At 40.8% G+C, this 6,346-nt stretch carries 7 protein-coding genes and 1 rRNA gene; 1 reads left to right on the top strand and 7 read right to left on the bottom strand.

Annotated elements, in window-relative coordinates; translation table 11 throughout:
- The 5 genes from BMX84_RS05940 to BMX84_RS05920 all read right to left on the bottom strand — a co-directional run.
- A 16S ribosomal RNA gene (locus BMX84_RS05940) occupies nt 1–214 on the bottom strand; the annotation flags it as partial.
- Nucleotides 215–616: 402 nt separating this feature from the next.
- Nucleotides 617–1,144, bottom strand: a complete 528-nt coding sequence (locus BMX84_RS05935) for a GNAT family N-acetyltransferase (RefSeq protein WP_177165481.1) — start codon at nt 1,142–1,144, stop codon at nt 617–619.
- 96 nt (nt 1,145–1,240) lie between these two features.
- Nucleotides 1,241–2,590, bottom strand: a complete 1,350-nt coding sequence (locus BMX84_RS05930) for a glucose-6-phosphate isomerase (RefSeq protein ID WP_091488045.1) — start codon at nt 2,588–2,590, stop codon at nt 1,241–1,243.
- A gap of 27 nt (nt 2,591–2,617) precedes the next feature.
- Nucleotides 2,618–3,010, bottom strand: a complete 393-nt coding sequence (locus BMX84_RS05925; RefSeq protein WP_246119075.1) for an NUDIX domain-containing protein — start codon at nt 3,008–3,010, stop codon at nt 2,618–2,620.
- A 40-nt stretch (nt 3,011–3,050) separates the two neighbouring features.
- Complete coding sequence (locus BMX84_RS05920) at nt 3,051–3,428, bottom strand: CvfD/Ygs/GSP13 family RNA-binding post-transcriptional regulator (RefSeq protein ID WP_091488043.1); 378 nt, start codon at nt 3,426–3,428, stop codon at nt 3,051–3,053.
- 160 nt (nt 3,429–3,588) lie between these two features.
- Here BMX84_RS05920 and BMX84_RS05915 point away from each other — a divergent pair, with 160 nt between their 5' ends.
- Nucleotides 3,589–4,764: a MalY/PatB family protein gene (locus BMX84_RS05915; protein WP_091488042.1), complete on the top strand. Its 1,176-nt coding sequence runs from the start codon at nt 3,589–3,591 to the stop codon at nt 4,762–4,764.
- A 61-nt stretch (nt 4,765–4,825) separates the two neighbouring features.
- Here BMX84_RS05915 and BMX84_RS05910 read toward each other — a convergent pair whose 3' ends face one another.
- Both BMX84_RS05910 and BMX84_RS05905 read right to left on the bottom strand, forming a co-directional pair.
- A complete protein-coding gene (locus BMX84_RS05910; protein WP_091488040.1) occupies nt 4,826–5,680 on the bottom strand; it encodes an ROK family protein in 855 nt (284 codons plus the stop codon).
- Nucleotides 5,681–5,711: 31 nt separating this feature from the next.
- On the bottom strand, nt 5,712–6,308 hold the full coding sequence (locus BMX84_RS05905) for a peptidylprolyl isomerase (RefSeq protein WP_091488038.1): 597 nt from the start codon (nt 6,306–6,308) through the stop codon (nt 5,712–5,714).
- Nucleotides 6,309–6,346 lie beyond the last annotated feature (38 nt).

The following is a 6,346-nucleotide window of genomic DNA, read 5'->3' as shown; positions in this document are numbered from 1 at the left end:
ATCTTTAATGATCTAAGCATGCGCTATGATCACCTATGCGGTATTAGCACCCGTTTCCGGATGTTATCCCCCTCTTATGGGCAGGTTCCCCACGTGTTACTCACCCGTTCGCCACTCTTCCGCACTCTGCAAGCAGAGTGCTTCATCGTTCGACTTGCATGTATTAGGCATGCCGCCAGCGTTCGTCCTGAGCCAGGATCAAACTCTCATTTTGGTTGTTTGATATAGCTCAATTTAAATATTGTGAGTTAAACATGTTAACTCGTTTGTGTTGTCCTGATCCGATAAATCGGATCGAAGACCCCTGCACATTTGGTTGTTTTACTTTGTTCAGTTTTCAAAGATCTCACTCGTTCAGACGTTGACGACGTTTCGTGTCAACTCATATAATTTTACAGGCTTTCGTTTTCGTTGTCAAGAACTTTTTGAAATTATTTTAGAAAACATTTCAAAGTTGTAAGCGTTCCCTTTGCCTCTGCGACAACTACTTAAGTATATCTGGTCGTGAGTAAAATGTCAACAACAAATTTATAAAACCTCGCTGCTGGAATTCAATAGTTGTTTTGCAGCAACGAGATTAATAATAACAGGTAATTCAACTATAGTCAATACTATTTTATATTTTATTTTCCCAGAAGTATAAATGATAATCCTGCAGGTCTTCACCATTGTCATATTGCTCGACCGATCCAACGAATATGAACCCATTTCTTTTATAAAACGAGTTCAAATAGTCATTAGACGCTACACAGTCTAAACGGAGTCCGGATTTTTCATCTCTTACCGCAACCTCTTTTGCTTTATCCAGCAATAGACTTCCGGAATTCCGGCCGTGTTCATCTGCTGACAAAGCCAATCGGTGCAAATAATAGACATCACTCGTTTCATCTATTCCCCAAAAGTCTTTATCCCAGGCTGTCTGCTTACTCCACAAGGCAAACGTTCCTACTATATTTTCAGACCGGTATACGAGGAATACCTCCTGACGTTCGATAGCTCCTTCAATATTGTGAACGTCTTCTCCTTTTAACAAACCTGCCCACTGAGTGGATCCTTTTTTATTCAGCCACTCCGCCGTTTCGAATAATAACCGTTTTACAAGACTCAAATCCTTTAACTGTGCTGGCACTACATTAATATTCATCATAAAGAACCCCTCTCTCAAAGCTATTTAATTAATAGAATACACGATATTAAAAAAAGAGAAAAGAGCAAATGCTCTTTTCTCTTTTAAAGCAGATTATAATCTGTGATTCAGTTCTTTTGCCAGATCTTCAAATCCAGGTTTTCCTAATAGTGCAAACATATTTTTCTTATAAGCTTCTACACCCGGCTGGTCAAACGGATTGACACTGTTTAAATAGCCTGAGATTGCTACAGCAGCTTCGAAGAAATAAAAGAGATAACCTAATGTATAAGCTGATGTATCTGGGATGGTCAATACAAAGTTTGGCACTTCGCCATCTGTATGAGCCAAAACAGTTCCTTCAAAAGCTTTCGTATTCACGAAGTCGATTTCTTTTCCTTCAAGATAACCTAAACCGTCCAGATCTTCTTTTTCTTTAGGGATGGTCAATGACTTCTTAGGCTTATCCACTTTAATAACTGTTTCAAATAAGTTTCTTCTACCGTCTTGGATATACTGCCCTAAAGAGTGCAGATCAGTAGAGAAGTTTGCACTTGATGGGTAGATGCCTTTTTGATCTTTGCCTTCTGATTCACCGAATAATTGTTTCCACCATTCTGAAAGGTACTGCAAGTTTGGTTCATAATTGATCAGCAGTTCTGTCACTTTTCCTTTTCTATACAGGATGTTTCTTAAAGCAGCATATTGGTACGCACTGTTTTCAGTTATATTCTCATTAGCGAAATCCACACGAGCCTGATTTGCACCTTCCATCAGCTTGTCTACATCTCCCCCGCCTACAGCAATCGGCAGCAGACCTACAGCAGTCAATACAGAAAAGCGTCCGCCGACATCATCAGGGATAACAAAAGATTCATAGCCTTCAGCGTCAGCTAATGATTTCAGTGCACCCTTCTCTTTGTCTGTTGTAGCAAAAATACGTGATTTTGCTTCTTCTTCACCATATTTTTCGATCAGAAGGTTTTTGAACACTCTAAACGCCAAAGCAGGTTCAGTTGTCGTTCCAGATTTAGAAATAATGTTGACAGAGAAATCTTTCTCTCCAATCACTTCGATCAGATCTGATAAGTAGGTAGAACTGATACTATTACCTGCAAAGAAAATCTGAGGTGTATCACGTTTATCTGCACTCAGTTCATTATAGAAAGAGTGATTTAAAAAGTCGAGGGCGGCTTTTGCACCCAAATAAGAGCCACCGATACCGATAACAACAAGAACTTCTGAATCAGATTTGATTTTATCAGCAGCCTTTTTAATGCGGCTGAACTCTTCCTTGTCATAATCTTCCGGTAAATCTACCCATCCCAGAAAGTCACTACCGGGACCAGTCTTTTCGCGCAGCAACTTGTGTGCAGCAGTGACTTGCGGCTGCATATAATCCAATTCCTCTTTATTGATAAACTGACCCATTACCTTAGAGTCATCAAATGTAATGTGTGACATAAATTTTTTCCTCCATTTTTTTATATTTTATATAAGTAAAAATTGTGGAACACCGGAAATTTTCCACTCTTCCAGTGTAGAGACGATATTTTCTGAATGGACCCATGATAAATCATTATTTTCTATCAAGAGATCTTGGGGGGATGAAAGGTCATCGTCTTCATAAATAAACACGAATAAGGGAATACGATTGTCGTGAACGATCGCATTGGTCAACTCGTTCAACTCTAAATTCTCGATATTAATATCGACGATTTCTTTCAGTCTGTTTATCACACAGGCTAGCCCTGTCTTTTTAGGTTCAACGACAGCGGCTGGAAACGAATATCCATCTTTCTCTTCTTTAACCAAAAATACATAACGACCTTCTTCATCTTTAACTAAGATAGTACTGGCTACATAATGGTTTCCCTTAATCACTATTATTTACACCCTTCTATTACTAAATTTTAAGGACTGGCTATTTTCTGCTGTTTTCGATTTCCTTCAGAGCTCGTTCTGTCCATCCAGGCATCTTATCATCGATCGATTTAAATCCGACACCTGTTTTCCTTCCATATCTGGAGATGTTTTTCCGGTTTGCAAAAGGATGGTATTTAGGTTTCTGAAGACTCCTTAGAGATAAACTGATTTTGTTAGAATATTCATCGATATCCATGATCATGACATCGATTTCGTCTCCTTTAGAAACGATTTCAGCTATATCTTTTATATATCCATGTTTCAGTTCTGATATATGAATAAGCCCCTGTGTGTCCTCATCTATGGAAACGAAGGCTCCGTACGGTTGAATTCCAGTAACGGTTCCTCTTACTTTCTGACCAATTTTGTAGACCATGAACTCACCTCTTTACTATCATGGCATGATTCGAATTATCATAAAATAGTATAGCATGAAAAAGGCAGTTTTGGAAACCATCTTATGGATTTACCCCCTTGATATCATAAGTCAGATGAAAGATACTTAGACTATACTATTATGTTAAAGGAGCGATCACATGGATTTTGAGAAGATAGTTGACCGGAAACAGACGAGCAGTGTCAAATGGGACAGAGCTGAGAAGATTTTCGGCAGTCCAGACGTTTTACCTATGTGGGTAGCTGACATGGATTTCGATAATGCCCGCCCCATTAAAGATGCCCTCCGAAAAATGATCGATGAAGAAGTCCTCGGATATACTTTTCCCCCGGATTCACTCTTCACCTCTATCAGTAACTGGCAGAAAACCAAGCATAACATGCCCACGGAAAGAGAGAACATCCTGCTGTCGCCTGGTGTGCTGTCATCCATTGCTGTAGCTGTCCAGGCTTTCACTGAACCCGGAGAGAGTGTACTGATACATGAACCAGTTTACCCCCCGTTCTTTTCAATGGTCAACAAAAACGAACGGCGTGTTTTCCGCACTTCTCTGGATATTGAAGATGGACAGTACACGATGGATTTTGATGATATAGAACGTCAGTTTAAAGATGAAAATATCAGGTTATTTGTTTTAAGTAATCCGCATAATCCCGGCGGAAGAGTATGGTCAGAAGATGAGCTGGTCCAGCTGGTAGAATTGTGTAAAAAATATAAGGTGATCCTGATCAGCGATGAGATCCACAGTGATCTTGTATACAGTGAGAAGACCTGTGTGTCACCTGTTACTTTAGATGATTCATATAAGGACTGGGTGGTCACCCTTCATTCAGCTACTAAGACTTTTAACATTGCAGGGGTTAAGACTTCTTTCATCCTAGTCTTTAATGAAGTTTTAAAGGCTAAGCTGGTAAAGGTCCAGGAAGAAACCGAACTGGATATCGTTAACACATTTGGGATGAGAGCGACTGAAGCTGCCTTGTCAGAGTCAAATGAATGGCATGAAGCCTTACTTGAAAAACTGGAAGCCAACCGTTCGATCGTCACCGATTTTTTTGACAAAGAACTTCCCGAGGTCTCCTATATGGTCCCTGAAGCCACTTACCTTTTCTGGTTCGATGCTTCTCGTTTAGGCGTTGACGATGATAAGTTGAGAGAAACGTTTGCTCAAACAGGAAAAATCGGACTGAACGATGGTATCAGCTACGGTCCAAGCGGAAAATCATATATGCGACTGAATTTTGCTGTCCCCAAGTCTCTTCTTATGGATGGCCTGAAGCGGATCAAGACTGTTTTTGATCATTATAGTAACTAAAATAGTAACTAATTATATGTAAAAAAGCATTTCTCGACTTAGAGAAATGCTTTTTTACTTGCTATAATTCTTTTTGTGCCAGGAGTAGGCACCCAGTTATGCCCGCATTGTCATCCAGTCCTGGCGAGACAATATACTCGTCTAGGTCTGGTGTCGCCACATAACCATTTACCAGCTTGGAAAATTCTTTCCTGATAAGCGGGTACAGCTGTGACTGTTTCATGACCCCACCGCCTAAAATGATTTTTTCAGGACTAAGTGTCAACGTGTACGTCATCAGCGCCTGCGCAAGATAGTAGGCTTCAATGTCCCATACGTCTTTCCTGTCGGTCAGATACTGAGCTTTTTTATTGTATCGCTGTTCTATCGCTGGACCGGCAGCAAGTCCTTCCAGACAGTTGCTGTGATAAGGACATGTGCCTTTAAAGGAATCTTCTTCGTGCATTCTGACCGGAATGTGCCCCATTTCAGGATGTCCGTAGCCTTCAAGAGGCTCTCCGTTTATAACGGCTCCTCCTCCGATACCTGTCCCGACCGTGAGATAAAGGCAAGAGTTTTTACCAACGGCAGCACCTTTTTTCAGTTCACCGTATGCCGCTGCGTTGACATCTGTTGTCCATGCGACGGGGACAGCGTATCTTTCTTTCAGTTTTCCTAAAAAATCGACATTCTGCCATGCCAGTTTAGGTGTAGATGTGACATAGCCGTAGGTGGAAGAGTTCTTATTTACATCGATCGGACCAAATGATCCAACACCGATGGCTTCCAGAGTGTAATTATCAAAAAATTCAAAAACCTTATCAAACGTTTCTTCAGGTGTCGTGGTTGGAATAGAGAGCTTTTCCACATGTTCAAGAGTGTTGTCGCTCACTGCAAGAACAAATTTTGTTCCACCTGCTTCGATCGCACCTAACATGAAATACCTCTTTTCTCATATCAACTGGTTTTTATTTGTCATCCAATATCGTCACTGTTTCGATTACAACATCTTCATTCGGTTTGTCCATAGCGTTTCTGTCTACATTCTGGATGGTATCAGCTACATCATAACCTTCTACAAGTTGTCCGAAAACCGTATGTTTCTGATCCAGCCAGGGTGTTCCCCCTTGTTCCTTATAGGCTTCGATGATTTCATCAGGGAAACCGGCAGCTTCCAATTGGGAGACCATTTGTTCAGGAAGCTCTGACATGGTGACAACAAAAAACTGACTTGAGTTGGTATTTGGACCCGCATTTGCCATTGAAAGGGCTCCGTTTAAATTGAACAGTTCCGGACTGAATTCATCTTCAAAATTTCCGCCGAAGAAGCTTTCTCCTCCCATACCGCTTCCGGTAGGATCGCCGCCCTGGATCATGAAGTTAGGGATGACGCGGTGGAAGATGACCCCATCATAATATCCTTTTTTTGCAAGACCAACAAAGTTTTCGACCGTTTTTGGAGCATGTTCCGGGAATAAGCGGACCGTCATGTCCCCTTTGTTCGTTTTGATCACTGCTCTTAATCCTGTATCTTTATCACTATTTAACTGTGGAAATTCATTCATGTTCTAATTCCTCCTAAATTTGATGTGTCTTTAGTTTA

The organism is Alkalibacterium putridalgicola (assembly GCF_900109825.1).
GTDB lineage: Bacteria > Bacillota > Bacilli > Lactobacillales > Carnobacteriaceae_A > Alkalibacterium > Alkalibacterium putridalgicola.
The sequence above is the reverse complement of the archived record's forward strand: the minus strand, read 5'-3'. Positions and strand labels throughout refer to the sequence as shown.